Genomic DNA, 26,040 nt, shown 5'->3' with positions numbered 1-26,040 from the left:
TTTACCTCCTGGGCCGGGTGACGAAGGATCAGCGCGCAATTTCGAGCCAGCCCTTCAGGACGCCAACGCATACGGAGAGCGAGCCGACTTCGTAGAAGTAGATACCATTGGGCAGGCCTTCACCCCGCCAGTCGTTGGCATAGGCCGCGTTCTGGTACACCAAACTGCCCCAGCGGGTGAAGACTTTCAGGCTACTGCCGGCTACGGCGCTGGGGAAGACGAAGGTTTCGTTGAGCTTATCCCCATCGGGGGTGATAATGTTGGGCAGCTGTACTTTCTGCAGATCCCTCACCACCTCAAAACTGATCTGGTATGGGCAGCTGGCCGGATCCAGAATCCGGACGGTGTACTTCCCCGGCCGGTTGATGCGCGGAATGGTGCGGGTTTTTTCGCCCGTCGACCACTCATAGGCCGGGGCGTCGACGCCTGCATCGAGGGTGAGGTCAGCGTTGCAGTCGAGCAGAAGGGTCCGCTCAATATCGGCTGGCACGGGCCGGACGGTCACGGTAGTACGCGCCGTATCGGCCGTCGGGCCACAGGCCGCCGAAGGCCGGTTGATGATGAGCTGGACCTGATAGGTGCCGGCCCGCTGGTAGAGGTGCTGCGGCGCCCGGGCCGTGTCGGCGGCCCCATCACCAAACAGCCAGCGGTAGCTTTTGGCCCCTACGCTGGTGTTGTTGAACCTGACCGTGTAGGGAGCACAAGCCGCCACCACGGGAGCTACCGAGGCGTTGAAGTCAGGCACCAGTGCCCCGTTTACGCTGAACTTGAAAATAGCACCGTCGTTGCTGAAGCCCTGTTTAGTGGGGGCAATAACGCCCGGCGAGGTAGGATAATCAGAAGCCGTGGTGCATTCGATGTGGGTCAGAATGCCCGAGCGGGTAATCTGACTGGCGGCGGCCGCGTGCAGGTGAGTGGAGAAGGCCTGGGAGCTGCCAAAGAAGGAGCCGTAAGACAGGCTTTGCGCCCCCGGATTCAGCGAGCAGAGGTAGACGCTGCGGAACGTTTTGCTGAAGGCATCGGCGCTGGTTGGCAGCGTCTGGTTCGGAGTGGCATAGGCGCTGAACATCAGCTGGTCGCAGTCGGTCAGGGCAAAGGCCGTTACCCCGGAGATGCTGGAGCCGAAGTTGTTGGGAAAGCCGGTGGCGAAGCGGGTGGAAAATGCTGTGGTGCTCAGCTGCGCATTCAGGCAATGCACGAAGGCCGACTGGGTGCCTGCACTACCCGAGGAGGACAGAGTACCGGTCGTAACAGGGTAGGAGCCCGTCGATTCGCCTGCCACGCACACCCGGCCCTGGGAGTCAAAATCAAGGAAGCGGGCTGATTCCGTGCCCGACGTGCCCAGGTAGGTAGAGGCCAGCAGCGTGTTGCCGGTTGAGCTCAGGTTGGTAATGAATCCGTCTATGCCACCCAGGGAAAACCGGTTGAGGGCCGTGGCTGACGTGGGAAAGTTGAAGCTCTCCGTTTGCCCGCACACGAACAACGAGCCATTGCCGGCCACGCGGATGTCGTGGACCTGGTCGTTGCCGTTACCCCCCAGATACGTCGACCACACCAGCGCGGAGAGAGTCGGGTTGAGCTTGGTTACAAAACCATCGGTGGAAAAACCACCGCCGCCGGGGGAGGTGCTCTGCAGCGCGTTCAGCACCGGAAAATCGCGGGAAGAAGTAGTGCCGCCCACGATGACGTTGCCGCTGCCATCGAAAGTGAGAGCCGCGGGAATGGACGACAAGTCGCCCCCTTCCCGGCTGGAGCCCCCCAGATAAGTGGAGCCGATCAGGGCGGCGCCATCGGCGGTGAAACGCGTGAGGCACATATTCTGGGAGCCGCGCAGCCCTCCCTGGTACGCGTTGGTCGTCACCGGGAAATTGGTGGAGCTGGTGATGCCGAGCATAAAAATTTCCCCGGCCGAATTCACCACCAGCTTCAACGGGTATTCGCTGTATCCCCCGGAAGAACTATTGCCGCCCAGAAACGTGGAATACAGCATTGCACTGCCATTAGGGCTGTATTTGGAGATGCCCATGTTGCCGGTTTGGCCCGTGCGCTGGAAGGCGCCCATAGTGGTGGGGAAAGGCGTCCCGAGCACGAGTCCGGCGGAGTACACGTTGCCATTCCCATCCGAGGCGGCGCAGTTGGCCGACAGGCCGCCAGAGCTCCCCGAATAGGTACAAAAAATCAGGGCCGGATCAAGAATAAGCGGCCGTTTGCGGTCATACGACCCGGTGACTTCAAACCCTACCTCCTGCGGGCCCCATTGGCGGAAGCGGCACGCAACCAGCTCCCGCTGCCCATCGGGACCCAGCTGGTAGGCCACCGGGGCCTGCTCCGTCTGAACGCCCACACTGGTGTGCAGCTGCAGCTGACCGTTGTACAGCGTCAGCTTGTCGAGGCCTTCGTACCGCATGCGGATAGCTTTGGGGTCAGCCCCGGGAGCTACTTCAAAGTCGTACTCCAGCTGCTCGCTTTGGGTGTGCCACACCATGTCGATGCCGGCGTAGATCTGCCGGTAGCGCAGCTGCCCGAACGTCGGCACCTTTGCGGCCCAGTGCTGCGGGTCGTTGCCCAGAAAATAGTTGTGGTAGCTCTGGCGCTTTCCTTCCCCGGTGATGGCGGGGGCAGGCCGGGCGCCCACCAGCTGCATCCGGAAGGCATGGCCTTGCACGGGCTGACTAGGGGTGGCCGGCTGTTCCGGATTGCCCGCCACGATGGAGTACGTAAAGCGGGAGTTTTCAAAGAAAAGCCGTCCGCCGGGAATCAGGGTGCTGAACCGGACCGGGGCCGGCCATTGCCGCTGATTCGGGACGAAATCGAAGCCCGGACCGGGCGTGGCGGCCGCCAGCAGGGTAGTGCCCAGCAGTAGACTGAGGGTAAAGAGTAGCTTCATAAAAGCACTATAAAGGGGAGTGAAACCAATAAAGCAAACCCTTTAACAACCTGGTTCAGACGTTGGAAAGGGAGATAAACACCCGCAAAGGTGGCTAATATTCAGGAGGTATTCTACTGGAAATGGAAGAACCTGCCGGGGTTCAGCTACGCAAAATAAGATGGCGTAATTTACGTGCTGCCAACGCTAAGCCCCGCGGAATATTCCACTGGCTTCGGATTGGTTTTACGGGTGAAACCCAGCCGCCTTACGCCATGACCAAGCATCGTGTCTTCCATATTTTCGGCCGCGTGCAGGGCGTATTCTTCCGCCAATCGGCCCGGCAGCAGGCGGAGAGGCTGGGCCTCACCGGCTACGCCCGCAACAACCCCGACGGCACCGTCACCATCGAAGCGGAAGGCCCCGCAGCTGCCCTGGCCAGGTTGGAAGCCTGGTGCCGGCACGGGCCACCCGCCGCCCGGGTCGACAAGGTGGAAGCGGCGCAAGGCGCGGTGATTAATTATCGAGCCTTTGAGGTGCGCTCGTAAGGAATCAGCCCACGGCAAGGTTATCTTATCCGCAGAGTGCTGACCAGGGCGGGAGCCGCTGCTCTGCGCCGCTTCCGCCGGCTAACGGTATTGTCAGCTCACGGCACCAATCGTGGCCCAAAAGTCAATAGACTTACTCCCAAATACAGAAAGCGCAAATTCAGCGGTCATGCTTCATCTGGCGTCCGCGCAGTCGAAGCATCTCTACCGCTTTGTTGCTGTAGCATTGATTACTAATGCGGTAGAGATGCTTCGGCTGCGCGGACGCCAGATGAAGCATGACGTTCTTTTTTCATTATTGCTTGTTCGGGAACAACTCTAATAGCTAAAGTTTTGGTTTAGGGGCCTGGTTGCCGACCTCCGCCACTATACCCGCCGCAACTCCTGGATCCACACGTCCAGCGCATCGGCGGCGTAGAGCAGCGGTGGTCCGGTAGGGGTGGGCAGGCCGTGGCTTTCCACCAGTGTCGATTCCCATTCGCTTACCGTGGCCTCCCGCAAAGTCCAGGGCTCGTGGAACAGGCGGCCGCGCCACAGGTTGGGGCTGCTCACGGCTTGCCTCAGATCGGCGCCGGCAGTGTACAGGAAATAGCGTTCCGTCAGGAAGTGCGGCAGGGTACCCGGTGCCGCGCGCGGCAGCTTTTCTCCCGGAGTCCAGGTAGCGGAAAATCGGGCTGGCGCCACCCCCCGGTGCGTCCGCTCGGCCACGGCCCGGAGGGTGCCATTCGTGTCGGTCAGGCGGATACGGGCGTGGAGGTAGGGGAGGTGAAACAGCGTGCGGGCGGCCCACACGCCCAGGGGCTGGGTGGCATCGAGGGACAGAAACCATACGCCCGGTACGCCGTCCAGCGTAGCGTAGGTGCGCACGTTCAGCTCGTGCAGGCGGTTCAGGCCCGGCACGGCGGGCAGCCCCAGCGGCCGGATGTGGCTCATGGTAAAAGGCACCACGCCCAGCCACGCCTGCCCCTCAAACAAATCCAGCTCCAGCCGCGCCGGCAGGTAAGGGCGTAGCAGGGCCGGGTCTACGGGCCAGTGCGCGAACAGCAGCTGGCTCCAGCGCTGCCGCATGATAGAGAACCGTTGGGGAGGAGAAAGTGGGGAAGAAGGCACGGACGTGAAATAACGCAAAGTGGAGCAGCCGCCCAGCTTCTTATCGAAGCCGGTGCTGCTACAACAGGAAAGCGGCCAAATCATCATTCCTGATTTCAACCGGCATCAAAAAAGGGGTGCAGCCGTCGGCCGCACCCCTTTTCAAACTAGCTTCCTAAAAGCTAGTCAATCTTCTTGGCCGAGCGCAGACGCTCGTTTTCGTCGAGCAGGATCTTACGCATCCGCACCGACTTGGGGGTTACTTCCAGGTACTCATCCTTCTGGATGTATTCCATGGCTTCTTCCAGCGAGAACTGGCGCTTGGGAACAATCTTGGCGTTGTCGTCGGTACCCGACGCGCGCATGTTCGTGAGCTTCTTGCCTTTCTGGATGTTGATGGTCAAATCGTTCGGGCGGGTGTGCTCGCCGATAACCTGGCCGGCATACACCTCTTCGCCCGGATCAACGAAGAACTCGCCGCGGTCCTGCATCTTGTCGATGGTGTACGCGGTGCCGGCACCCGTATCCATCGAAATCAGCGAGCCGGAGATACGACCGGGAATTACGCCTTTGTACAGCTCGTAAGCCGCGAAGCGGTGGTTCATGATAGCCTCCCCAGCGGTAGCCGTCAGCACGTTGTTACGCAGGCCGATCAGGCCCCGGGCCGGAATGTTGAACTCCAGGTGCTGCAGGTCGCCTTTCGGCTCCATGATGGTCAGCTCGCCCTTGCGCATCGTCACCAGCTCGATAACCTTACCAGCGGTTTCCTCCGGTACGTCGACCACCAGGTGCTCGATAGGCTCGGTGCGGTGGCCGTCCTCGTCTTCGCGGAACAGTACCTGTGGCTGACCTACCTGCAGCTCGAACCCTTCGCGACGCATGGTCTCGATGAGGACGGACAAGTGAAGAATACCGCGGCCGTAGACCAGGAACGTGTCTTCCTTATCGGTTTCCTTCACCCGCAAAGCGAGGTTTTTCTCGGTTTCCTTGAACAGCCGGTCACGTAGGTGGCGCGAGGTCACGAACTTGCCTTCCTTACCAAAGAACGGCGAGTTGTTGATGGTGAACAGCATGTTCATCGTCGGCTCGTCGATGCTGATTACCGCCAGCCCTTCCGGGTTTTCGGCGTCGGCAAGGGTATCGCCAATGTCGAAGCCTTCGATGCCGGTCACGGCGCAGATTTCGCCGGAGCTAACTTCCGAAACCTTGGTACGACCCAGGCCTTCGAACACCTGCAGCTCTTTGATTTTTACTTTCTTGATCGTGCCGTCCCGCTTCACCAGGCTCATGTTGGCGCCTTCCTTCAGCGTACCGCGGTGCACGCGGCCGATGGCGATACGGCCCACGAACGACGAGTAGTCGAGCGAGGTAACCTGCATCTGGGGCGTGCCGTCCAACGTCGGCGCCGGTGGAATCGAGGCCACCACCGCGTCGAGCAGCGGAATGATGTCGTCGGTTTTTTCTTTCCAGTCGGTGCTCATCCAGCCCTGCTTGCTGGAGCCGTACAGCGTCACGAAGTCGAGCTGGTCTTCCGAAGCGCCGAGGTTGAACATCAGGTCGAAGACCTGCTCGTACACCTCGTCGGGACGGCAGTTTTCCTTGTCCACCTTGTTCACCACCACAATCGGCTTCAGGCCCAGGTCGATGGCTTTGCCCAACACGAAACGGGTCTGGGGCATGGCGCCTTCGAAGGCGTCAACGAGCAGCAATACGCCGTCGGCCATCTTCAGCACCCGCTCCACCTCGCCGCCGAAGTCGGCGTGACCAGGCGTGTCGATGATGTTGATTTTAACGTCCTTGTAGCGTACGGATACGTTCTTGGAGACGATGGTAATGCCTCGCTCGCGCTCCAGGTCGTTGTTGTCGAGGATCAAGTCGTCGAACTGCTGGTGCTCGTCGAATAGCTTCGAGGCGTGAATGATTTTGTCCACGAGCGTAGTCTTGCCGTGGTCAACGTGCGCAATGATTGCGATATTCCGAATGTTCTGCATACAAAGGGTTTTCCGGGTGCAAAGGTATAGAATGTTTACCGCAAAAGCCCACGTGATGAAAATGTTAACCTCCTGAGACTGAAACGTACCCGCCAAACCGAACCGAACCCAATACCCGCCGCGTATGTTTGAGCAGTGGCGCGGCAGCCCTGCCGGCCTGGTATTCTGACTTAATCCTCTTTCTACGTATGCGTTCCTCCGTTCTGATTCTGTTTTTTTTCGTCCTTACGCTGGGCTCGGCCTGCTCCCAGAAGCGGCAGGCCGTGGCCACCGAAAAGCCCCAGGCCGCCACCCAACCCACGGCGGCGGCCAGCGCTTACCCCAAGCCCGCGCTGGTCACGGGCCAGCCCAACGAGTTTCCGATAACCAAAACCGATGCGGAGTGGCGCAGGCAGCTCACGCCGGAGCAGTACTTTATCCTGCGCCAGCAGGGCACCGAGCGGCCCTTCGCCAACAAGTACCACGACAACCACGCGAAGGGCAGCTACTACTGCGCCGCCGACCACAACCTGCTCTTCTCGTCCGAAACCAAGTTTGAGTCGGGCACCGGCTGGCCCAGCTTCTGGGCTCCGGCTGCCGCCGGCAGCCTGAAGGTAACTGCCGACGGCACCCTGGGGATGAGCCGCGACGAAATTGTGTGCGCCCAGTGCGGCGGCCACCTTGGTCACGTATTCGATGATGGTCCCAAGCCCACCGGCCAGCGCTACTGCATGGACTCGGACGCCATGATCTTCGAGAAGCAGTAGGCCCCCATATGCTTCCCGCGCATGACCGGCCGGCAGCCTCTGCCGGCCGGTCATGCTTTATAGCCGAAAAATACCGCCTGAACTTTGTAGCGCCATTGCGCTTATTCAGGCTGTCTGACTTCACCAACTGCGGACTCCGGTTCCGCCTCCCGCTCATGACCACTACCACCGCCACTGACCCTATCCAAGTGCTGCACGAGCAGCTGGCCCCGGCCCGGGCGCAGCTTATTGCGCACGGCGTCTACCAAAGCCTGAACTCCCTCGATGACCTGCGCCAGTTTATGCAGCAGCACGTGTTTGCCGTCTGGGACTTTATGTCCCTGCTCAAATGCCTGCAGCGCGACCTGACCTGCGTGACGGTGCCGTGGGTGCCGCGCGGCAACGCCGCCACCCGCCGCCTGATCAACGAAATCGTGCTGGAAGAGGAAACCGACGTGGATCAGCACGGCCGGCCCACCAGCCATTTCGAGCTCTACCTGCGGGCCATGGAAGAATGCGGGGCCGACACCCAGCCCATCCGCCGTCTGCTCGATGCGCTGTCGGTGGGCGAGTCGGTGGAACAGGCGCTGCTGCGGGCCGATGCGCCCTACGCCGTGCAGCAGTTCGTGCTCAGCACGTTCAGTATTATCAATTCGGGCCAGCCCCACGCCGTAGCCGCCGCCTTTACCTTCGGCCGCGAAGACGTTATTCCGGATATGTTCCGCCACCTGATTGCCGATCTGCACCAGCGTTTTCCCGGCCAGCTCGACACGTTCGCGTATTATCTCGACCGGCACATTCAGCTGGATGAGGAAGTGCATACGCCGCTGGCGGAGCAGATGGTGCGCGAGTTGTGCGGTACCGACGCCCAGCGCTGGGCTGACTGTCAGGACGTAGCCAGCCGGTGCATGCAAGCCCGCGTGGCCCTCTGGAACGGGATTCGCCAGACGCTGAGCGTGGCCGCACCGGGTATAAACTAACTTCCAGGTTGCAAAGCGCGTTGTAGCAAAGCTGGCTCAGCACCGAGCCGGCTTTCAGCTGCTGCCCAATGACAACCTGCCGTAGATTCTTGTGCCGGAGCTTCACTCTGGGGCTGAGTGCTTTTTTGGGTGCCTGTACCACTTCCCAGGAGAGTGCCGCTGAAGTTGACCGGGCGCCGGTACCCACCAAAATTCGTTCTGACGCCGACCGTAAGGCCGTTTACAACAGTGGGGCCGGTTACGGGGGCGCCGTGCCGGATGCCACGCCCGGCCGGGTAAATCTGGGCGAGCAGGCCAGCGGCACCAATGCCCGCAAACGGGTGGAAACGCTCAATACCAACGACCCGAACAATACCACCCCCGAAACCCGGATGCGTCGCCTCAACGATGCTCCGGCTGACACCCTGCGCCGCCCCTGACCGCAAAACGGCCCGCTCCTTCGAAGGGAACGGGCCGTTTTGCAGCTGGAGGATGTTTAACCGCGCTGATTAGCTGGCATCACCGGCCGTATCGGGGGCGTCGGCAGCGGCACTACCCGTACTCTTCGGGCGGCGCTTGGTAGGGCTGACGGCAGGTTTGACATTTCGGCTGGCCGGAGCAGCACTGGCGGCCGCGGTAGCCGTGGTCCGGGGCTTGCGCAGGACGCCGTTGGTATTGACCGTTGCCGGCTTGGATACCTTGGCCGCGTGGCTTCTTTTCGGGGCTGCAGGAGAAGTGGCGGTAGAAGCAGGCGCGGTGGAAATGCTGTCGGAGGCGGCGGGAGTGCCACTGTCGTTGTGACGCACTATGGTGTGCAGAGCCTGCTCAAACATCCGCTCCGTGTCCTGGTCCAACCGACGCGTGGCATCTTTTACGACTTCCTTCAGTTTGGCTTTCGTTTCTTTGCGGATGCGTTTCACTACTTCCGAGATGCGGCCGTCCAGTTCCTTCTGCAATTGCTTGGCGGCAATTTTGAGCGACTTCTTCTGATCCGCTTTTTTACCGGCCTTCACGCCGCTCATCGTATCCGTTGCCTGCGCCGCAGCTTTAGCCGCTTGGCGCTGGGCCTTTTGAGCAGGATCTTTTTTGCCCTTTTTTTCAGGTTGATCTTGAGCAGCTTTTTTCATGGGCGAGGGTGGTGAGAAAGTAGGGTTCAAAAAAAGCCTGACTTGGCGGGCTTGTGCTCAAATATAGAGCAATTCAGTACTCAAACGATACCGGGTTGTTTTCGGGCCATTAATTCCTGCTTTTCCTCGTTTATTTGCGTCCTGCTTCCTGCCAGGGTTGCGCGCACCAACGCTTCCCATCCTACACTTTTGTTTGTCTTTTTTGTTTCTCATGCAAGCTGATTTCCAACGCTATACCGTCACGGCGGCGCTGCCTTACGCAAATGGTCCGGTGCATATCGGGCATTTGGCCGGCGTGTATTTGCCCGCCGATATTTACGCGCGCTATCTGCGCTCCGCAGGCCGTGATGTCAGGTTCATCTGCGGCTCCGATGAGCACGGCGTGCCCATCACCATCCGGGCGCAGAAGGAAGGCATTACGCCCCAGCAGGTAGTGGATAAATACCACGCAATTATCCGCGACTCGTTCGCTGATTTCGGCGTGTCGTTCGACATTTACTCGCGTACTTCTTCCCAGACGCACAGCGAGGTCGCCAGCGGTTTTTTTCGCAAGCTGTACGAAGAGGGAAAATTCATTGAGCAGACTTCGCAGCAGTACTACGACGAGCAAGCCGAACAATTTCTGGCCGACCGCTACATCGTGGGCACCTGCCCGAACTGCGGCAACGACAACGCCTACGGCGACCAGTGCGAGAAGTGCGGCTCCTCCCTCAGCCCCAACGACCTGATTAATCCGCGCTCCATGCTCAGCGGCAACCAGCCCGTGCTGCGCGAAACCAGACACTGGTATCTGCCGCTCGACCAGTACGAGCCGTGGCTGCGCGAGTGGATTGTGGAAGGCCATAAGTCCGACTGGAAAGCCAACGTGTATGGGCAGTGCAAATCCTGGATCGACCAGGGCCTGCACCCCCGCGCCGTGACCCGCGACCTGGACTGGGGCGTGCCCGTGCCGGTGGAAGGTGCCGACGGCAAAGTGCTCTACGTGTGGTTTGATGCCCCTATCGGCTACATTTCCGCCACCAAGGATCTGCTGCCCGACACCTGGGAAACGTATTGGAAAGACAGTGGTACCAAGCTGGTGCATTTTATCGGCAAGGACAACATCGTGTTCCACTGCATCATATTTCCCGCGATGCTTAAGGCCCACGGCGACTATATTCTGCCCGACAATGTGCCCGCCAACGAATTCCTGAATCTGGAAGGCGACAAAATATCGACGTCCCGTAACTGGGCCGTGTGGCTGCACGAATATTTGCAGGATTTCCCCGGCAAAGCCGACGTGCTGCGCTACGTGCTTTGTGCCAACGCGCCGGAGAACAAGGACAACGACTTCACCTGGAAAGATTTTCAGGCGCGCAACAACAATGAGCTGGTTGCCAACCTCGGTAATTTCGTGAACCGCGCCGTAGTGCTGACGCACAAATTCTTCGCCGGCCAGGTACCCGCCATCGGGGGCGAATTACAGGATATCGACCGCGAAGTACTGACGCAGTTAGCTGGGTTTCCGCGGCGCATCGGCGAGCTGATTGAGCATTACCGCTTCCGCGACGCGCTTCACGAACTGATGAACCTGACCCGCGCCGGTAATAAATATCTGGCTGAAACGGAGCCGTGGAAATTAATTAAAACCGACGAAGCGCGCACCGGCACGGTGCTACACGTAGCGCTGCAGATTGCCGCCGGACTCGTCACATTGCTGGAGCCTTTCCTGCCCGCTTCCGCCGCTACGCTGGGTGAAATGCTCCGTATTGAAAAGGGTACGTGGCAGGCGGCGGGCCGCCCCGATGCGCTGCTTGCGGGCCATGAAATTGGCGCGGCAGCTTTGCTCTTCGACAAGATTGAGGATGCCACGGTAGAAGCCCAGGTACAGAAGCTGCTCGACACAAAAAAGGCCAACGAAATGGCCAATGCCGTTACCGCCCCGGCGAAAGAAGACATCAGCTTCGATGATTTCGGCCGCATGGATTTGCGCGTGGGCACGGTGGTAGCCGCCGAAAAAGTGGCCAAAACCAAAAAGCTGCTCAAGCTCACCGTCGATACCGGCCTCGAGCAGCGCACCATCGTCAGCGGCATCGCCGAACACTTTATTCCCGAAGCGCTGGTAGGGCAGCAGGTACTGGTATTGCTGAATTTAGCGCCCCGCGAAATCAAGGGCATCCAGAGCCAGGGCATGCTGCTCATGGCCGAAGACGCCGACGGCACGCTCCAACTCATGCAGCCCGGCCAGCCGGTGAAGCCGGGCAGCTTCGTGGCGTAGCCTCACCCCCGGCCCCGCTCCAAGAGGAGAAAGGAGCCTTAGGACGCACCCGGGCGGAGTCATCGGCTTTCGCCTCTGACCCCGCCCGGGTACGAGTTGATTCGGGAATATCCGGGATACAAAAGCCAACTGTTGCGAAGCAGTTGGCTTTTGTGCGTTCATGCCATCAGGCTCCCCTCTTCAGGAAAGGGGGTGAGGCTCTTACTTCACGTTCACCACGTTCATGGCCCGCTCAATGCCCAGCGCCCCAAACGCCAGCACGGCGTCGGCGGCTTTTTCGATGTGTAAGGGCAAATCAATCCGCTCGTCGGCGGAGAAAGGGTCCAGGACATAATCTACCTGCCGGCCTTTGGGGAAGTTAGCATCCACGCCGAAGCGCAGGCGGGCGTATTCGTCGCTGCCGATGATTTCCTGGATGGACTTGAGGCCGTTGTGGCCGCCGGCCGAGCCTTTGCCTTTGAGCCGCAGCTTGGCGTAGGGCAGCGCCAGATCATCGGTTACCACCAGCAGCTGCTCCTTTTCCAGCTTGAGGCTGGTCAGGTAATGCGCCGCGGCTTTGCCGCTCAAATTCATGTAGGTGGTGGGTTTTACCAGCACGTACATTTTACCCTTGGCCTTGATTTCCGTTACGAAAGCATGACGGCCTATTTCAAAGCGGGCATCGTGTTTGGCCGCCAGATAATCAGCTACCATGAAGCCGATGTTGTGGCGCGTGTCGGCGTATTCGGGGCCAATATTGCCCAGGCAAAGAACCAATGTCCTGACCACGGATTTTTCGGATTAGACGGAGTAATCGGATTTCGTAGCTGGGAAGGCCAGCTTACTTCAGGGCGCCTGAGCCCACAAAAAAGCCGCTCCAACGTTGGAGCGGCTTTCCGGATAATTCAGGTAAGTCGTCCACAAAATCCGCGGAATCCGAAAAATCCGCGCGAATCCGTGGTGCAGGCCTTACTTGTCGGTAGCCAGGGTGCCTTTCAGCGCCCGTGGGATGGCCACCGTGGCAATCGGCGCCGCGCCGCTGGTCAGGATGGTGTAGCCGGAAGCAACGACCTCGCTTACTTTTACCGACTTGCCAAGCTCAAGGGCCGCGATGTTCACCTCCACGTAGTCGGGCAGGTGCTCGGGCAGAGCCTTTACTTTCACTTTGCGCAGCTTGCTCACCAGCTTGCCACCGGCCAGTACGCCCGGCGAAACCCCGATGTACTTCACGGGGATGTCCATCTTCACTTCTTTGCCTTCTTCCAGTTGCAGAAAGTCAACGTGGAGCAGCATTTCGTTTACGGGGTGGAACTGGGCGTCCTGCACGATAGCGCGGTACATGGTGCCTTCCACGTTCAGATCAACGATGTGGGCTTCGGGCGTGTACAGCAATTCGCGGAAGAGGATGGCTGGGGACGAGAAGTGAACCTGCTCGGTGCCACCGTACAATACGCACGGCACATACGAGTCAAGACGCAACGCTTTAGCATCCTTCTTACCGAGATTCGCTCTTTTAAACCCTACAATCTCGAGGCTTTTCATAAGCTGGTGTTTTTGAAAAAAATGATGGTGTGAATTCCGCCAAGGCTGAAAATCAGCCCCAAACGGGCCGCAAAGATAGGCGGATAGTTCGGGATTGAAAAGGCTGCATATATAATCATCTGTCATCCTGAGCAAAGCGAAGGACCTGCCTCGGATAAGGTAATGAGCCTTCGTAAACGAGCAAAGCCCTCTACCGGGGTATGGTAAAGGGCTTTGCTCGTTAAACAATGGTTGTCAGAGTCGAGGAGGCAGGGCCTTTACGAGCGGACGCCAGAGGGAGAATAACAGACGACTTTGGGGATACTACACAAACAGTGAGCTGATGCTCTCGTGCGATACGACGTTATGAATCGCCCGCGCAAACAGCTCGGCCAGGGAAATGACCTTGATTTTGGGGTTCTCTTCGCGCAGGGCAATGGTATCGGTCACAATCAGCTCTTCCAAAGCGGAATTGCGAATCCGCTCGTGGGCCGGACCGCTCAGCACGGCGTGGGTAATCACGGCCCGCACCGATTTGGCCCCGCGCTCCATCAGCAGCTCGGCGGCCTTGCAGATCGTGCCGGCCGTGTCCACGATGTCATCGACCAGCACTACGTTCATGCCCGTCACGTCGCCGATAACCTGCATCGAAGCAATTTCGTTGGCCCGCAGGCGCATCTTGTCGCAGACCACGATTTCGGCCCCGAACTTCTTGGCGAACCCGCGGGTCCGGACCACGCCGCCCACGTCGGGCGAAGCAAAGATGAGGTCGTCGAGGTTCAGCGACTTGATGTAGGGCGCGAGTACCGTGGCGCCGTCCAGATGATCGACGGGAATATCGAAAAAGCCCTGAATCTGCCCCGCGTGCAGGTCGCAGGTCATCAGGCGGTCGGTGCCCACGCTCTGGATGAATTCGGCCACCACTTTGGCCCCGATGCTCACGCGGGGCTTGTCTTTGCGGTCCTGGCGGGCGTAGCCGTAGTAGGGCATCACCACGGTTACCGAAGCGGCGGAGGCGCGCTTGGCGGCATCCACCATCAGCATCAGCTCCATCAGGTTTTCGGCCGGCGGGTTGGTGCTCTGAATCAGAAAAACCGCGCAGCCGCGGATGCTTTCGTTGAAGCTGGGCCCCAGCTCGGTATCGGCGAAGCGCTGGATGCTCAGGTCGCCCAGGGGCTGACCGAAGGCTGCGGCGATTTTAAGCCCGAGTTCGGGCGAGGCGTTTCCGGCGAAGATTTTAACCTGCTGTGACATGGCCAAGGGGAATGAAGATGAATCACTGATGCCGCTGATTACCCGCTGATTTCGCTGATGGAGCGCGGAGGCGTCGAGAGGTCGGCGAAATCAGCGTTCAATCGGTGGCATCAGCAATGCCAAAAGCGAAAGGCGCTGATTCTTCCGGGGAGGAAGGATCAGCGCCTTTCGCGTTACTTAGGGAGTTGTCCGACCAGGGCTCGAACCTGGACTTTCTTGAATCAAAATCAAGCGTGTTGCCGGTTACACCATCGGACAAAATGCCAAACCGTGTTCTGTTTGGGTCTGCAAATGTACTACGGGATTCATTCGGGGCAAATTTTCCGGCAACTATTTTTCCGGAAAACTTTCTGTCCTCCCGTCCTAAAAGTCCATTAAAGAAGGCTGAAGGGCTGATTTTCAACCCACGACGTACGCGTTCGGCCCGGGTAAATCTTTCCGCCGGACGAGCTTTGGCAAAGCGGGGATTAAGCCGTAGTTTTGCGGCCTGAAAACGTTGCAACATTTACCTATAAACAACCGCAATGGCGAATAACGGCAAAATCACCCAGGTAATCGGTCCCGTTGTGGACGTGAGCTTCGCTGGTGAAAACACCAGGCTTCCTAACATCCTCGACGCAATGCAGGTCACGAAAGATAATGGCCAGGTGGTCATTCTGGAGTGCCAGCAGCACCTGGGCGAAGACCGTGTGCGCACCATCGCCATGGACTCGACCGAAGGCCTGACCCGCGGTGCGGAGGTCATTGACCTGGGCTCCCCCATCTCGATGCCCACTGGCGAAGGGGTGAAAGGTCGTCTGTTCAATGTAATTGGTCATGCCATCGACGGCATTCCGCAGCCTAAGAGCGCGGGTCCGATGTCGATTCACCGTCAGCCGCCACCCTTCGAGGATCTGGCTACGTCGTCGGAAATTCTCTACACCGGCATTAAAGTAATTGACTTGCTCGCTCCTTATGTGAAGGGCGGCAAAATCGGTTTGTTCGGGGGGGCCGGCGTAGGCAAAACCGTACTCATCATGGAGCTGGTAAACAACATCGCCAAGGCCTACGAAGGCCTGTCGGTGTTTGCCGGCGTGGGCGAGCGTACCCGCGAGGGCAACGACTTGCTGCGCGAATTCATTGAGTCGGACATCATCCGCTACGGCGACGAGTTCAAGCACTCGATGGAGCAGGGCGGCTGGGATTTGTCGAAAGTTGACCAGACTGAGCTGGCCAAGTCGCAGGCGACGCTGGTGTTCGGCCAGATGAACGAGCCTCCGGGAGCCCGGGCCCGCGTAGCCCTGTCGGGCCTCACCATTGCGGAGAACTTCCGCGACGGCGACGGCACCGGTGCCGGCCGCGACATCCTGTTCTTCATCGACAACATCTTCCGCTTTACGCAGGCGGGTTCGGAAGTATCGGCTCTGCTGGGCCGCATGCCGTCGGCCGTAGGCTACCAGCCTACGCTGGCTACCGAGATGGGTGCCATGCAGGAGCGCATCACCTCCACCAAGCGCGGTTCCATCACCTCGGTACAGGCCGTGTATGTGCCGGCCGATGACTTGACCGACCCGGCCCCCGCGAACACCTTCGCTCACCTGGACGCCACGACGGTACTGTCGCGGAAGATTGCCGAGCTGGGCATTTACCCCGCCGTTGACCCACTGGACTCCACCTCGCGCATTCTGTCGATTGAAGTTCTGGGCGCTGAGCACTACAACACCGCCCAGCGCGTGAAGGAGATTCTGCAGCGCTACAAGGAGCTGCAGGATATCATTGCCATCCTGGGTATGGACGAATTGAGCGAAGAGGATAAGCAGGTCGTAAACCGCGCCCGCCGGGTGCAGCGTTTCCTGTCGCAGCCCTTCTTCGTGGCCGAGCAGTTCACCGGCCTCGCCGGCGTATTGGTCGACATCAAGGACACCATCAAAGGCTTCAACGAAATCATCGACGGCAAGTACGACCACCTGCCCGAGTCGGCCTTCAACCTGGTCGGCAACATCGAAGATGCCGTAGCCAAGGGTGCCAAGCTGATGGCCGAAGCGAAGTAATTTCTAATGTGAGGAATGTGCTGATGGGGGAAATGTGAAAATGCTTTGATTTCACCTTCTCACCGGCACATTCATCACATTTCCACATTTCTCACATTAGAAAAGATGCATTTAGAAATCATCACCCCGGACCGGAAAGTATTTGAGGGCGAGGTTAGCTCGGCTCAGTTTCCGGGGGCCGACGGCCTGTTTGAAGTTCTGAACAACCACGCGCCGCTCATCAGCGCGCTGAAGGCCGGCAACGTGACGGTGAGCAGTGCTGCCGGCCGCGAGGCTTTCCGCATCGAAGGTGGCGTGGTGGAAGTGCTCCGCAACAACGTGATTGTGCTGGCGGAAGGCGTAGTAGCCTAAGCTATTTCCCAATCGATTTGCTTGAAAAAGCCGCTTCTGCCCCGCAGAAGCGGCTTTTTGCTAACTAGCCGGCGCGCTGCCGGGCCGTAGGGCCACCGCGGCCGCGGCGATTACCTTTACGTTTCAGGCTTGTCCGGCTTTCGTTATGCAGCTGCCCCCCGACTTCTTCTCCGCCATCGAAAACATCTACACGCCCCGGCAGCGGCACGTGCTGCTGGTGGTGTCGCTGCTGGGGCTGGGCGCGCTGATTGTGGTGGGCCTGGCGCAGTACCTGACGGCGTTTCTGGGGGCGGGTATTCTGTTCGTGATCTTCCGGCCGGTGTGGGTGGCGCTGGTGCACCGCCGGCGCTGGAACCGGCAGCTGGTGACGATTGGGGTGCTGCTGGTGACGGTGGTCGTGCTCGTCATTCCCTTCTATGCCCTCAGCACGCTGCTCATCGACCGGCTGCTGGTCTTTGCCCGGCACCCGGAGCGGATTCTGGCTGTGCTGCACAAGCTGGAGCAGGCTACCGGCCTGCGCCTGATTGCCCAGCAGAATGTGCGGCAGCTGCTGGAGCAGGGCGCCCGACAGCTGAGCGGCTGGCTACCCACGCTGGCCAGCGGCGCGCTCAACTTCCTGGTAGTGGTGGGGCTGATGCTGTTCACGCTCTACTATCTGTTTATGCAGGAAACCTACTTCCTGCTGGGGCTGCGCCGCTACCTGCCCTTTCGCGGTGATACCATGGGTGAGCTGGGCGAGTCATTGAAAAACAACGTGAATGCCAACGTGCTGGGGCAGGTGCTGGTGGCGCTGGTGCAGGGTGTGCTCACGGGCCTTGTGCTGTGGCTATTTGGCGTGCCCGATCCGCTGTTCTGGGGCGTGGTGGCCTTTTTCATGGCGTTTCTACCGGTGCTGGGTACCCCGCTGGTGTGGGGGCCGGCGGCGGTGTACCAATACTCGCAGGGGCAAACCGGGTCGGCCCTGGGCATTCTGCTGGTCGGCTTTATCGTCATCATCAACGTGGATAACGTACTGCGCATCGTGCTGGCCAGGCGTATGGGCGACATTCATCCGCTGGTAACGCTGGTGGGGCTGGTGCTGGGCATCGAAATCTTCGGCATTATCGGGCTGGTGGTGGGGCCGCTGCTGGTTTCCTACTTTCTGGTGCTGATGGAAGTGTTCCGGCGCGAAAACCGGGCGGCACTGGCGGCGCGAAAAGTGAAGCAGCTCCCCGGACAACCGTAGCGTACCCGAGTAAAACAACCACCATCCGGGCCAGGCGCAGATTTCACGACGATAGCCGGCTAGCTGAATTCCAACTCCACAAACTTTCTCCTGTGCTTATCAAACCCAAAATCACCCCGATCTACCAGACTTCGGTTTTTAAATTCGACGACCTGAATGAGCTGGAGCAGTATTTCGGGGAGCCGGGCAGCCGCTACCTCTACTCGCGCAACGGCAATCCGAACTCCGATGAGCTGGCCGAAGCGGTGAACCAGCTCGAAGGCGGCGCGGGCGCCGTGGCCACCGGCTCGGGCATGGCCGCCATTTTCGCCGCCATCACGGGGTATTGCCAGGCCGGCGACCATGTATTGTGCGCCGCCGACATCTACGGCGGCTCCTCGGCGCTGTTGAATGCGGAGCTGAGCCGCCTGGGCATCACGGTGAGCTACGTACCATTCGAGCAGCTCTATGACCTGAGCCGGTTCGTGCAGCCCACTACCCGTCTGCTGCTGGCCGAAACCATCAGCAACCCACTATTGCGCGTAGCCGACCTGCGCCGCCTGGCCACTGAGTGCCACGCCCACGGCCTGAAACTGGTGGTCGATAATACGTTTGCCTCGCCCATCCTCACCCGCCCGCTGGCGCTGGGGGCCGACATTACGCTGCACAGCGTAACCAAATACATCAGCGGCCATAGCGACGTAACGGCCGGCGTAGTGGTGGCGGCCGACGCGGAGGTGGCGGCGCGGCTGAAGCAGATCGGGGTGTTCTATGGCCTCACGCTGAGCCCGATGGAAAGCTGGCTGGCGATGCGCGGGCTCAAAACGTTGCGTATCCGCATGCGGGAGCACAGCGCCAACGCTCTGGCCATTGCGCGGTTTCTGGCCACGCACCCGAAGGTGCGGCAGGTGAATTATCCAGGTTTAGACGTGCATCCGCAGCACGATTTGGCGCTGAAACAGGGTGCCGGGCAGTTCGGCGGGATGATGTCGTTTCTGCTGCCCGACGACGCGGAGGTGGTGAACGACTTCATGCGCCGTAGCCAGCGGTTTCCGTTCGCGCCGTCGTTGGCGGGGGTTGATTCGTCGCTGTCGTATCCGCTGGGCACCTCGCACCGTTCCCTTACGTCGGAGCAGCAGCAGGCCTTGGGCATTACCGTGGGGCTGGTGCGGCTGAGCGTGGGCATTGAGCCGGTGGAGGAGTTGCTGGCTGATCTGGCGCAGGCGCTGGAATAGGGTCGGGAAACCTGGGGCGGCCGGTCTGGGGCCGGGCCGGTCTTTGCCACGGGCCCGTTATTTCATCAATCCCTGCAGCTTCTCTTGCAGGTCTTTATCGTCGGGGTTGAAGCGTAAGGCGGTTTGGTAGGCCCCGATGGCTCGGGGCGTGTCGCCCTTCACGGCGTACAGGTCGCCCCAGCGGGCGTGCACCACGGCCGACTGCGGAAACTGTTCCAGCGCCAGACTCAGCAGCCCTTCCACCGCCGGCAGATTAGCGGCTCCCCGATGATACAGCTCGTAGGCCATGTAGGTGAGCTGGTACTCGTTGAGCTTCAGGGCGCGGTAGCCGGCCACGGCTTCGGGCACGCGGCCCAGGCGCAGCAGCTCGTTGGGCAGAAACTCCCTGGCGTCCAGCCGCGGCATGGCTTTGTCGGCGCCCAGCATCCGAAAGCCGGTAACCTGGCCCGTGGCGGTGCGCTCAAATACGCCTTTCATGGGGTAATCGGTGAAGGCAACGGTATCCGGCGCCACGGGAAAAGTCAGGATCGGGCTGCCCGCGTTAATGGTTTCGATCAGGTAGTTTCCCTGCTGCTGGAAGGATATCACTTCGTCGGGGCCACGCTGGTAGCGGCCGGCGTAGGCCGCCAGATTTTGAGCCGGCAATACCACGGGCTGGATGGGCGGGGGCAGAAAGCCGGGCCAGCCGTATACTTTCGCCACGGCCCGGCGCAGCTCTTTTCCCAGCTCGGCGGCCCCGCCGTCGCTGTTCATCATAATCACCACGCCGTTGCCGCCCGTCACGCTGCCGACGGCGTAGGCCACAAAGCCCGCATTCACGCCGGTATGCTCGAAATAGCGGCTGCTTTCGTCGGTGAGGTCGGCGCGCTGGAGCAGGAACGCGCCCAGCGCCATCTGCTCGTGGTAGGTGCCGGCCGAAACCTCGACCTGGGGCGTGAGCATTGCCCGTGCCGTGGCCGGCGTCAGCACTTTGCCTTTGCCTCGATAAGCCTGCTGCACCTCAATCAGGAACCGGGCCAGGTCGGTGGGGGTGGCGTAGAGGCCGGCCGGGGCCTGCTGCGGATACAGGTAGGGCATACCCTTAAACCAGCTGTTTTCGGAATACGCCCAGGCCGCCCGGCGCTGCAAAGCGGTCGGCAGAGGTTGGGCAAAGGTGGTGGCGCGCATCTTCAAGGGCCGGAACAGCAGGGCGTTGGTCAGGGGCGCGAAGTCCTGGCCGGTGGCATCGGTGAGGGCCAGCTGGGCCACCAGGTAGCCGCCGCCGGAGTACTGAAAGCCCGTGCCCGGCAGCCGGTTCACCACCACGGGGCGGGATTCGGCCCGGGGCTGTCCGCTGAGAATATCCACCACGGAAGGCAGCGGCTCCTTGCCCGGCACGAACCCCCAGTACGACGACTGACTGGTGCCGCCCTGGTGGCTCAGCAGCAGGCGCAGCGTGACGGGCCGGGCGCGGGTGAAGTCGTTTTCGGCCAGCTGCCACGATTTCAGGTACGTGTTGACGGGCGCATCCAGATCCAGCCGGCCCTGTTGCACCAGCGCCATAGCCGCGCCGGCCGCCACCAGCTTCGAGATAGAGCCGGCCGAAAACAGCGTAGCCGGCGTCACGGGCGTGCGGGCCGTGGTATCGGCCCAGCCGTAGGCCTTCACCCAGTCTATTTTATAGTTGCGGATTACGGCGATGCTGAGGCCCGGCACGCGGTGGTGCTTCATGCGCTCAACCAGGTTCCAGCCCGCCAGCCCCTGCACGGGCACGTAGGGCAGCAGGCTGTTTTCGACCTGCCGGATGCGGGCCGCCACGGTGCGCGGCAAGGGCGGCGGCACCGGGGTCGAGGGTTGGGCGAGGGCGGGGCTAAGGCCGCACAGCAGCAGCGGAAGGCAGACGAACAGGCGCATGGGCTGGTGAGTTAGTGTGCCCCAAACCTAGCCGGGAGCCGCTAGTGAGTCGTCCCAACGGGTAGGATGGTACTTCTTTTGGTACTCTTTGGGCGTAAAGCCGGTCTTTTCCTTGAATACGCGGTTGAAGGTGGTCTTCGAGTTGAAGCCCGCTTCCAGCGCCAGGGCCAGTACCGTCAGCCGGCGGGCATCGTTGGTCAGCAGGCGGCGCTTCACTTCGGCCAGCCGGTAGCCGTTCACCACGTCGTGGAAGGATTGGCCCAGGCCGGCGTTGAGCAGCTGCGAAACGGTGTTGGGCGTGAGCTCCAGGTGCTGGGCCAGTCCGTCCAAAGTCAGCTCCGGATTCCTGAACAGCTCTTCCTGCTCCAGCGCCTGAACCACCCGGGTCAGCTGCTCCCCATCTACTGGCGGCCCCGGCTCAACGGCCTGGCGGACCGGAGTCGCCGGCACCAACCCCAGGGCAGACGCTGGCTCCGGCTGTGGTTGACTGGCGGCGCTCGGGCTTTTAAGCCAGCTCATCAGCGCCACCCCATAGACCAGTACCGGCAGCACCAGACTGGTCAGGTAAAACTTAGGCGCTCCGGCGGGAAGGTAATAGCTGTTCACCAGTGGGTCGAGGGCGGCGGCCAGGTAGAACGCGCCCAGCCCCAGCAGCACGTGCCGCGGCCAGCGGAGCGCCGGAGCGTGCTGCCGCAGAAAGCCCAGGGCCAGCAGCAGGTAGCTCAGAATGGAGACGATGGCGCCGTAGTGTTCCACGTAGCGGGTTACGGGCTTGTGCACAATCAGCCAGAACCACGTTTTCGTATCGAACGACTGCAGCGAAATCACCCCGTAAAACAGCCCCTGCACGACCACCGGCAGAAAATGCGGCCACGCCAGGCCCCGGCCCGGCGCGTAGCGGGTCCGCACGTAGGTCCACAGCAGCGGCCCGAAGCTCCACGAGAAAAACAGGGGCGTGAAGTACAGCCAGCGGTGCCGGTAGTAGATTCCCGACCGGCTCAGGAAGTAGTCGGCTACCTGCAGGGTCAGGCCCAGCAGCAGCAGGCCCAGCCACTTGTTACCCGCCGTCCGGGACCCGGCCGTGAGCAGGTACGCGGCCGTTGTCAGGCCCTGCCCGATGCAGAACAGGTGCAGGATAACGCTGAAGTCAACGTGAACGAGCATGGCAGCGGCGGGCCAGAGTACAGTCAGGGTACAGTCAGGGTACAGTCAGGGTACAGCTAAAGGTACAAGCCGGCCGGCAAGTTGTTTCGTCTACCCTCGCGGGCAGCAGCGGCGGCTTACCGGCTTACTGGCCTAACCCTTGCCGCACGGCTTCCGCAACCCGGCGCAGGTCCGCTTCCGTCATGGCCGAGCCGCTGGGCAGGCACAGGCCGCGGGCGAAAAGGTCGGCACCCACCTGCCCGCCGTACATAGGCGTCGTTTCAAACAGCGGCTGCAGGTGGAGCGGCTTCCAGAGCGGGCGGCTTTCAATGTTGCGCGTTTCGAGGTGCTGGCGCAGGGTTTCGGGGGTAGCCGAGGTTGCGGCCGGGTTCAGCAGAATAGTCGTCAGCCAGCGGTTGGAGTGGCTGCCGGCGGGTTCCGGGGCCAGGGCTACGGTGAGGCCGGGCCGGCCGGCGAGATGCTCCTGGTACCAGGCAAAAATCTCGCGGCGGCGCTTCACCCGGGCCTCCAGCAGTTCCATCTGCCCGCGGCCGATGCCGGCCAGGATGTTGCTCAGGCGGTAGTTGTAGCCTACTTCGGAGTGTTGGTAGTGGGGCGCCTCGTCCTTGGCCTGAGTGGCGAGAAAGAGAGCTTTTTGGGCCAGTGCCGCGTCATTCGTCACCAGGGCCCCGCCACCGCTGGTAGTCAGAATCTTGTTGCCGTTGAAGGAAAACACGCCTACGGTGCCGAAGCTGCCCAGCGGCTGATTCCGGAAGCGGGCGCCCAGGGCCTCGGCGGCATCTTCGAGGACCGGCACCGCATACTCGTCCGCAATAGCCAGGATTTCCGGCAGCCGGGCCGGCATGCCGTACAGGTGGACCAGAATCAGCGCTTTGGGTTTTTTGCCCTGGGCAATCCGGTCCGCAAGAGCTTCCCGCAGCCGGTCAGGGCAGATGTTCCAGGTGGCCGCCTCGCTGTCGACAAATACGGGCGTGGCCCCGCAATACAGAATCGGGTTGGCCGTGGCCACAAAAGTGAAGGAAGGACACAGTACTTCGTCGCCGGGCTCTACGCCCAGCAGCAGCAACCCCAAATGAATAGCGGCCGTGCCCGACGTCAGGGCCACGCAGTACCCTGCGCCGGTAGCGGCACAAATATCGGCCTCGAAGCCCGCCAGGTTGGGTCCGGCCGGCGCTACCCAGTTGTCCTCAATGGCCTTGTGCACGTAGTTCAGCTCGTGGCGGCCCAGGTGGGGTGGAGAAAGATACAGTCGGTCGTAATCCTGGCTACGCATGGTAGATCAATGAGCAATTAACAATGAGCAATTACCAACAATCAGATAGGGGGAAATTGACAACAACCAGGAGCAGCAGAGTGAGATATAGCTGATGAAGCTGTTTAGAAAGTCGGTTTTTCTAAGCGGTTGTCATCCTGAGCGCAGCGCAGGACCTTATCACGCCTGATAGTTCATCGAGCGGGTACCGTTCAGCCGTGATAAGGTCCTTCGCTGCGCTCAGGATGACAGACTTCCTGACTTTCTAAACAGCTTCAATAATTGCTCATTGCTCATTGCTCATTGCTCATTGGCTTGGCCGGTACGCCCACGGCGGTGCAATCGGCGGGCAGGTCGCGCACGGCCACGGCCCCGGCTCCGACGATGGTACGCGCCCCTACGCGCACCCGGTTGATAACGGTAGCATTGGTGCCCAGGTACACGGCGGCTTCCAGATACGCTTCACCGCCCACGTTGGCGTGGGGCATCAGGGAGCAGAAATCTTCCAGCACGGCATCGTGGCCGATGGTGCAGCCCAGATTGAGCAACACGTGCCGGCCCAGGCGGATGTCGGTGGTCAGAATGCAGCCCTGGCTGATAAGGCAGCCTTCCCCGAAGTGCAGCTGCTGGTAAGGAGCCCGGGCCACGCTGGGGTGAATCAGCGTTGGGAACGACAGGTGGGCGGCCGTGAGCCGGGCGGCCACGGCGGCGCGGGAATGGCTGTTGCCCACGGCCACGACTACGGCCACCGCCTCCGCAGTGGCGTTCAGGTCCGCCACCGTACCCAGGTAGGGCAGCGGAAGTGGGGATGCGGAAGCTGGCCGCACGTCGTCGTAGAAGCCCAGCAGGTTCCAGGTAGGTTGCTGGTCGTTGAGCTGCTCAACCAGCACCCGCACTTCCCGGCCCAGGCCGCCGGCGCCTACGATGACCAGGGGCCGCAGGGGTGGGTTGTCTTCGTCGTGGTATTCCGAAAAGAAAAGCTGGGTCATAGAGAAGAAGTCGAAGAGGGAGAGCCGCGGAAGGCTTCGGTAGTCGCCTGGCCGGGCATGCTGACGTCGCGGCCACTCAGCACGCGGCGGATGGTACGGAGCAGGATACGTAAATCGAGGGCCAGCGACAGGTTATTCACGTACCAGACGTCGTAGCTGAATTTCTGCTCCCAGGAAATGGCATTGCGGCCGTTCACCTGCGCCCAGCCCGTGATGCCGGGTTTCACCTCGTGGCGGCGGGCCTGTTCGGGCGAATACAGCGGCAGATAGTGCGGCAATAAAGGCCGGGGGCCAATCAGGCTGATATCCCCCCGCAGCACGTTCCAGAGCTGGGGCAGCTCATCAACAGACGTGGCCCGCAGCCAGCGGCCGAGGCGGGTGAGCCGCGCCGCGTCGGGGAGCAGCTGACCCCGGGCGTCGCGGGCATTGGTCATGGTCTGGAGCTTGTAGAGGGGGAAAAGGACGCCGTGCCGGCCGGGCCGCAGCTGGCGAAACAGCACCCGGCCCCGGTTCTGCAACGCCACCGCCGCGGCCGCCAGCCCCAGCAGGGGGAAGGTGAGCAGAGCCACTGGCAGTGCCAGCCCCAGGTCGAGGCTGCGCTTGCCCCAGCTATGGTACCAGTTGGTGGGTTGGGTGGAAGACATACGCGAATGTTAGCGCCGGCAGACTCCGGGCGGGGCAAAAATATCCTTTTTCTGTAGTCGGGGCCGTAGCTTGCGGCCCCGGTCCACTCCGGTGGGAGCCGCCATGCCTCCGCTACCTGCTCGTCGTTTCCTGTCCGCCGCCGCCTATGCTCGTTTTTCCGAATGCCAAACTCAACCTGGGCCTCTACGTCACCGGCCGGCGCCCCGATGGTTTCCGGACCCTGGAATCGGTGTTTGTGCCCCTGCCGTGGTGCGACGCGCTGGAAATTCTGCCCGCCCCGGAAAATCAGCTGACCCTCACCGGTATTCCCATTCCCGGCGACCCGGCCACCAACCTGTGCTGGCGGGCCTACGAGCTGCTGCAAGCCGATTTCAGCCTGCCCCCGGTGCAGCTGCACCTGCATAAAGTCGTGCCCATCGGGGCCGGCCTGGGCGGGGGCTCCGGCGACGCGGCCTTCACCCTGCGCGCCCTGAACGAGCTTTTTGACTTAAAGCTGACTCCCGAAGCGCTGGAAAACTACGCCCGCCGCCTCGGCTCCGACTGCGCCTTTTTCATCCGCAATCAACCCGTGCTGGCCCACGAGAAAGGCGACGTATTTCAGTCCATCGACCTGAACCTGACCGGCACGGCCTGCAAAGTCATCTACCCCGGCCTGCACATCAGCACGGCGGAAGCGTACGGCCGCGTGACGCCGCGCCCGCCGCGCCACGAGCTACGCGCCAGCCTGGCCCAGCCGCTGGCAACCTGGCGCGCCACGGTCAGCAATGATTTTGAGGAGGCCCTGACGCCGTTCTACCCGGTGCTGGGCGAAATCAAGCAGGCGCTTTACGATGCGGGAGCTACCTACGCCAGCCTGTCGGGGTCGGGGTCGGCAGTGTACGGGCTGTTTCCGGGTCGGGAGCTGCCGCCGGAATTTCCGGTCGCCGACGGCTACCTGGTTTGGGACGGAGTGCTGTAAGGC

Annotated in this window: 22 protein-coding genes and 1 tRNA gene; 10 read left to right on the top strand and 13 right to left on the bottom strand. The window is 61.2% G+C overall.

Annotated features, from left to right (window positions below; translation table 11 throughout):
* Positions 1-28: 28 nt before the first annotated feature.
* Positions 29-2,887: a DUF7948 domain-containing protein gene (locus tag ABD833_RS16030; RefSeq protein ID WP_345074344.1), complete on the bottom strand. Its 2,859-nt coding sequence runs from the start codon at positions 2,885-2,887 to the stop codon at positions 29-31.
* Between the two features lie 254 nt (positions 2,888-3,141).
* Here ABD833_RS16030 and ABD833_RS16025 point away from each other — a divergent pair, with 254 nt between their 5' ends.
* Positions 3,142-3,414, top strand: a complete 273-nt coding sequence (locus tag ABD833_RS16025) for an acylphosphatase (RefSeq protein ID WP_345074342.1) — start codon at positions 3,142-3,144, stop codon at positions 3,412-3,414.
* Between the two features lie 366 nt (positions 3,415-3,780).
* Here the strand turns inward: ABD833_RS16025 and ABD833_RS16020 are convergent, their stop codons facing one another.
* Together ABD833_RS16020 and typA are read right to left on the bottom strand one after the other, a co-directional pair.
* On the bottom strand, positions 3,781-4,524 hold the full coding sequence (locus ABD833_RS16020) for a YqjF family protein (RefSeq protein WP_345074340.1): 744 nt from the start codon (positions 4,522-4,524) through the stop codon (positions 3,781-3,783).
* A gap of 161 nt (positions 4,525-4,685) precedes the next feature.
* Entirely contained in the window at positions 4,686-6,494 is a 1,809-nt protein-coding gene (typA, locus tag ABD833_RS16015; RefSeq protein ID WP_345074339.1) for a translational GTPase TypA, read from the bottom strand.
* Between the two features lie 188 nt (positions 6,495-6,682).
* Here typA and msrB point away from each other — a divergent pair, with 188 nt between their 5' ends.
* The 3 genes from msrB to ABD833_RS16000 all read left to right on the top strand — a co-directional run bounded on the left by msrB (position 6,683) and on the right by ABD833_RS16000 (position 8,618).
* Positions 6,683-7,240, top strand: coding sequence for a peptide-methionine (R)-S-oxide reductase MsrB (msrB, locus tag ABD833_RS16010; protein ID WP_345074338.1), 558 nt, complete (start codon positions 6,683-6,685; stop codon positions 7,238-7,240).
* Positions 7,241-7,395: 155 nt separating this feature from the next.
* Positions 7,396-8,199, top strand: a complete 804-nt coding sequence (locus tag ABD833_RS16005) for a DUF3050 domain-containing protein (protein ID WP_345074337.1) — start codon at positions 7,396-7,398, stop codon at positions 8,197-8,199.
* Between the two features lie 89 nt (positions 8,200-8,288).
* Positions 8,289-8,618, top strand: a complete 330-nt coding sequence (locus ABD833_RS16000; protein WP_345074335.1) for a hypothetical protein — start codon at positions 8,289-8,291, stop codon at positions 8,616-8,618.
* Positions 8,619-8,687: 69 nt separating this feature from the next.
* Here the strand turns inward: ABD833_RS16000 and ABD833_RS15995 are convergent, their stop codons facing one another.
* Entirely contained in the window at positions 8,688-9,305 is a 618-nt protein-coding gene (locus ABD833_RS15995) for a hypothetical protein (protein ID WP_345074334.1), read from the bottom strand.
* Positions 9,306-9,516: 211 nt separating this feature from the next.
* Here ABD833_RS15995 and metG point away from each other — a divergent pair, with 211 nt between their 5' ends.
* On the top strand, positions 9,517-11,562 hold the full coding sequence (metG, locus tag ABD833_RS15990; protein ID WP_345074332.1) for a methionine--tRNA ligase: 2,046 nt from the start codon (positions 9,517-9,519) through the stop codon (positions 11,560-11,562).
* A gap of 201 nt (positions 11,563-11,763) precedes the next feature.
* Here metG and pth read toward each other — a convergent pair whose 3' ends face one another.
* The 4 genes from pth to ABD833_RS15970 all read right to left on the bottom strand — a co-directional run bounded on the left by pth (position 11,764) and on the right by ABD833_RS15970 (position 14,574).
* On the bottom strand, positions 11,764-12,330 hold the full coding sequence (gene pth, locus ABD833_RS15985; protein ID WP_345074330.1) for an aminoacyl-tRNA hydrolase: 567 nt from the start codon (positions 12,328-12,330) through the stop codon (positions 11,764-11,766).
* A gap of 180 nt (positions 12,331-12,510) precedes the next feature.
* Entirely contained in the window at positions 12,511-13,083 is a 573-nt protein-coding gene (locus tag ABD833_RS15980; protein ID WP_345074328.1) for a 50S ribosomal protein L25/general stress protein Ctc, read from the bottom strand.
* A 303-nt stretch (positions 13,084-13,386) separates the two neighbouring features.
* Positions 13,387-14,316, bottom strand: a complete 930-nt coding sequence (locus ABD833_RS15975; protein ID WP_345074326.1) for a ribose-phosphate pyrophosphokinase — start codon at positions 14,314-14,316, stop codon at positions 13,387-13,389.
* 185 nt (positions 14,317-14,501) lie between these two features.
* Positions 14,502-14,574: transfer RNA gene (locus ABD833_RS15970), tRNA-Gln, on the bottom strand.
* A 266-nt stretch (positions 14,575-14,840) separates the two neighbouring features.
* Between ABD833_RS15970 and atpD the strand changes: the two genes are divergently transcribed.
* From atpD to ABD833_RS15950, 4 genes are all read left to right on the top strand, one after another.
* Positions 14,841-16,346: a F0F1 ATP synthase subunit beta gene (gene atpD / locus ABD833_RS15965; RefSeq protein WP_345074324.1), complete on the top strand. Its 1,506-nt coding sequence runs from the start codon at positions 14,841-14,843 to the stop codon at positions 16,344-16,346.
* Positions 16,347-16,451: 105 nt separating this feature from the next.
* Positions 16,452-16,697 carry an ATP synthase F1 subunit epsilon gene (gene atpC, locus ABD833_RS15960; RefSeq protein ID WP_345074323.1) on the top strand — a complete coding sequence of 82 codons (246 nt, stop codon included), beginning with the start codon at positions 16,452-16,454 and terminating at the stop codon, positions 16,695-16,697.
* 145 nt (positions 16,698-16,842) lie between these two features.
* Positions 16,843-17,922 (top strand): AI-2E family transporter, encoded by a 1,080-nt coding sequence (locus ABD833_RS15955; protein ID WP_345074321.1) that lies wholly within the window; start codon positions 16,843-16,845, stop codon positions 17,920-17,922.
* 92 nt (positions 17,923-18,014) lie between these two features.
* Positions 18,015-19,136, top strand: a complete 1,122-nt coding sequence (locus ABD833_RS15950) for a trans-sulfuration enzyme family protein (RefSeq protein WP_345074320.1) — start codon at positions 18,015-18,017, stop codon at positions 19,134-19,136.
* Between the two features lie 57 nt (positions 19,137-19,193).
* On the opposite strand, the gene ABD833_RS15945 is transcribed toward ABD833_RS15950, so the two are convergent.
* The 5 genes from ABD833_RS15945 to ABD833_RS15925 form a co-directional block, all read right to left on the bottom strand.
* Entirely contained in the window at positions 19,194-21,029 is a 1,836-nt protein-coding gene (locus tag ABD833_RS15945; RefSeq protein ID WP_345074319.1) for a serine hydrolase domain-containing protein, read from the bottom strand.
* Between the two features lie 27 nt (positions 21,030-21,056).
* Positions 21,057-22,193 carry a helix-turn-helix domain-containing protein gene (locus ABD833_RS15940; RefSeq protein ID WP_345074318.1) on the bottom strand — a complete coding sequence of 379 codons (1,137 nt, stop codon included), beginning with the start codon at positions 22,191-22,193 and terminating at the stop codon, positions 21,057-21,059.
* 124 nt (positions 22,194-22,317) lie between these two features.
* Positions 22,318-23,466: a DegT/DnrJ/EryC1/StrS family aminotransferase gene (locus ABD833_RS15935; RefSeq protein WP_345074316.1), complete on the bottom strand. Its 1,149-nt coding sequence runs from the start codon at positions 23,464-23,466 to the stop codon at positions 22,318-22,320.
* A gap of 272 nt (positions 23,467-23,738) precedes the next feature.
* The gene (locus ABD833_RS15930; protein ID WP_345074315.1) at positions 23,739-24,434 is read right to left on the bottom strand and encodes a NeuD/PglB/VioB family sugar acetyltransferase; all 696 of its coding nucleotides are present in this window, start codon (positions 24,432-24,434) and stop codon (positions 23,739-23,741) included.
* A complete protein-coding gene (locus ABD833_RS15925; RefSeq protein ID WP_345074313.1) occupies positions 24,431-25,078 on the bottom strand; it encodes a sugar transferase in 648 nt (215 codons plus the stop codon). The genes ABD833_RS15930 and ABD833_RS15925 overlap by 4 nt, the downstream gene beginning before the upstream one ends.
* A 146-nt stretch (positions 25,079-25,224) precedes the next feature.
* Here ABD833_RS15925 and ispE point away from each other — a divergent pair, with 146 nt between their 5' ends.
* The gene (gene ispE, locus ABD833_RS15920; RefSeq protein WP_345074311.1) at positions 25,225-26,037 is read left to right on the top strand and encodes a 4-(cytidine 5'-diphospho)-2-C-methyl-D-erythritol kinase; all 813 of its coding nucleotides are present in this window, start codon (positions 25,225-25,227) and stop codon (positions 26,035-26,037) included.
* The last annotated feature ends 3 nt before the right edge of the window (positions 26,038-26,040 follow it).

The organism is Hymenobacter fastidiosus, from assembly GCF_039539565.1.
GTDB lineage: Bacteria > Bacteroidota > Bacteroidia > Cytophagales > Hymenobacteraceae > Hymenobacter > Hymenobacter fastidiosus.
Note: the sequence above shows the minus strand (reverse complement) of the source record. Positions and strands in the feature narration are given on the sequence as shown.